The sequence below is a fragment of the Bacillus sp. XF8 genome (assembly GCF_017498755.1).
GTDB classification, from domain to species: domain Bacteria; phylum Bacillota; class Bacilli; order Bacillales; family Bacillaceae_G; genus Bacillus_A; species Bacillus_A bingmayongensis.
On sequence record NZ_JAGDQK010000031.1, the window covers coordinates 1 to 2216 of the forward strand.

Below are 2216 nucleotides of genomic sequence, written 5' to 3' on the forward strand. Positions count from 1 at the left end.
AGCACAAGAAGTAGCGAAAGCACAAGAAGTAGCGAAAGCGCAAGAAGCAGCGAAAGCACAAGAAGTAGCGAAAGCACAAGAAGTAGCGAAAGCACAAGAAGTAGCGAAAGCACAAGAAGTAGCGAAAGCGCAAGAAGCAGCAAAAGCGCAAGAAGTAGCGAAAGCGCAAGAAGCAGCGAAAGCACAGGAAGTAGCGAAAGCGCAAGAAGCAGCAAAAGCTCAAAAACCAGTAGCACAACAACCTAATGGGAAATCAACTGAAACAAATACACCATCTGGTGCTCGTGAGTTAACAGTTGTAGCAACAGCATATACTGCGGACCCAAGTGAAAACGGCGCATACGGTGGTCGTGTATTAAGTGCAATGGGTCATGACTTAACAGCAAATCCAAACATGAAACTGATTGCAGTTGATCCGAAAGTAATTCCATTAGGATCAAAAGTATGGGTAGAAGGTTACGGAGAAGCAATCGCTGGTGATACTGGTGGTGCAATTAAAGGTAATCGCATTGACGTTCTAGTTGGTTCAAAAGGCGAATCTAGTAATTGGGGACGTAAAACTGTTAAGGTGAAAATTTTAAACTAATCAATTATTTATTGTAAAGAAGCCAGTTCTCTTTAACGAGACTGGTTTCTTTTTCTATAAAAAATATATTGATTTCTATAATTAATAGAGAAAGCACAATTATCCCTTATTTACAAAACAAATCACTTTATTCTTAATTGTCAGTTCATAAATAATGGAATCGGAATATGTTCATTTTGAGAATAATACACTTATCATCCTCGAAATAGGAAACTTGTCACGAATCATAACATTAGCTGAAGAAGATAAAAAACAACTATTTCGCTATTACAAAACCATTCCTGAACCTGTTCGCCCTAAATACCATAGTTACGATCCACTGTTTGTAGCATTTGATTTCACTCGCGGTACCTATCATTGGTCATATGAAAATGAAGCACCAAAAGGATTATTTGAAGTTTCGGTTCAAAAAATGATACGACTTGAAATTGCTTGTGGGGATATGAAAGGTATTATATCGTCTTTTTCCATATCATGTATAATAAATATATAGAATATTCAGGCATATTATATTTCACAAACGTGCAGTAATGGAGGAAGATAATGAAGATCATAGAGCTACCAATTGAATTTGATGGACAAAAAAATTACATTTATCCTAGCTTAATTATATTGAATAATGAACTAACTTTGGTCGATACAGGGTATAAAAATTTCTTACCTTTAATTGAAAATGAAATTTTACAAAATGGATATGAAGTGAAGAATTTAAAGAATATAATTATTACTCACTATGATGATGACCATATAGGTTCCCTATATGATTTTAAAGAAAAGTATCCTTGGATTAACATTATAGCTAGTGAAAGTGAATCAAAATACCTTAGTGGTGAAATGAAGTCAGAGAGATTGGTTCAAGCCGAAGAAATGCTAGAGAATATGCCAAATAAAGGAATCGAATTTGGTAAATGGTTTATACAGCAATTAAAGAAATTGAAACATGTTTCAATTGATGAAAAGGTACATGATGGTGATATGATTTTAGATAACAAATGTAGAGTAATAGCAACACCAGGTCATACTTCAGGGCATATTTCATTGTATTTTCCAAGTTTAAAAAGTGTAATTACAGGTGATGCAGCTGTTAATGAAGATCATGAATTGATCATTGCTAATCCGCACTTTTGTTTAAATGTTGAGAAAGCGCAACAGTCTTTAAGAAAGATTAAAAATCTTAAAGCTGAAACGTACTATTGTTATCATGGTGGGAAATTTACTTTATAATTGGGGGAAAACCTAGATATTTAGTTTTTAAATTAGACAACTTTATTATTCAGTTTGATAACAATAATCGTGAATACAATTAAAAATTAAATAACTTTAATACCCTTCCAAATCATTTCATTGTTGGAAGGGTATTGGCTTTATAATGATAAAAATTAAACGACATTATTACTAGGCTCTTTGTTTTTTCCGTTGATGTTTAGATTGGTTTATTATATGAACCTAAAAATGAATGATCTCGAAAAAGAAAAATAAGTATAGATAGAAAATAATACAAATAAATAGCAGGATGATAGAGCATCATTCCTGCTGTTTGGATAAAGCATTCTATTAATATTTTTTGTTTATAAATCATTCTGCCTTAAATTCAATCACTTGATCTTGATTTATTTTTTTTCCATCTAAA

Annotated in this window: 2 protein-coding genes and 1 pseudogene; all 3 read left to right on the top strand. The window is 32.5% G+C overall.

What is annotated here, in order from left to right; genetic code table 11:
- A partial coding sequence (locus J4P91_RS18620) for a 3D domain-containing protein (RefSeq protein WP_207995329.1) occupies nucleotides 1-586 on the top strand: 586 nt, incomplete at its 5' end.
- A gap of 154 nt (nucleotides 587-740) precedes the next feature.
- Nucleotides 741-1049 (top strand): annotated as a pseudogene (locus J4P91_RS18625) (integrase); the annotation flags it as partial.
- 80 nt (nucleotides 1050-1129) lie between these two features.
- Entirely contained in the window at nucleotides 1130-1810 is a 681-nt protein-coding gene (locus tag J4P91_RS18630) for an MBL fold metallo-hydrolase (RefSeq protein WP_207995331.1), read from the top strand.
- The last annotated feature ends 406 nt before the right edge of the window (nucleotides 1811-2216 follow it).